A 384-nucleotide genomic window follows, 5' to 3' on the forward strand; every position below is an offset into this window, starting at 1 on the left:
CATTTTCGCTGTACCTCCGTGTCCTACATCGTTGTATAGAACGATTATACCACGAAATTACAACGAGAGAGCCGCTTCAGACGCGTTCAGGTACGATAGGTATCCGAAAGCTTGAAACGGCTCAGTTCGTTCATTATTTAACGTTGAATTTCGCTGACTCAAACGTACCGACGTATTTGCGCTTTCCTGAATCCGAATAGCAGTCGATCTGAATAACGTAGGTGCCTTTGCCGGTCTTGCTGCGGATCGATTTCGCACTAAACGACTTCAGCGGCGTTGATGTCTTGAAGCTTCCGCGTTGTAACAAGCCGGTTTCAGTCATCCCGCCGCCGCTGCGCTTTTTATAAACGCCGGCCGTGTAGTACAGCGTTGAGCCGCCTTTCT

Annotated in this window: 1 protein-coding gene; it reads right to left on the reverse strand. The window is 49.2% G+C overall.

Annotated features, from left to right (window positions below; translation table 11 throughout):
* Positions 1-133: 133 nt before the first annotated feature.
* The coding region (locus FLW16_RS43215) for a hypothetical protein (protein ID WP_221891608.1) at positions 134-384 on the reverse strand (251 nt) is incomplete at its 5' end.

It is taken from the genome of Microbispora sp. KK1-11, from assembly GCF_006874435.1.
GTDB lineage: Bacteria > Actinomycetota > Actinomycetes > Streptosporangiales > Streptosporangiaceae > Microbispora > Microbispora catharanthi.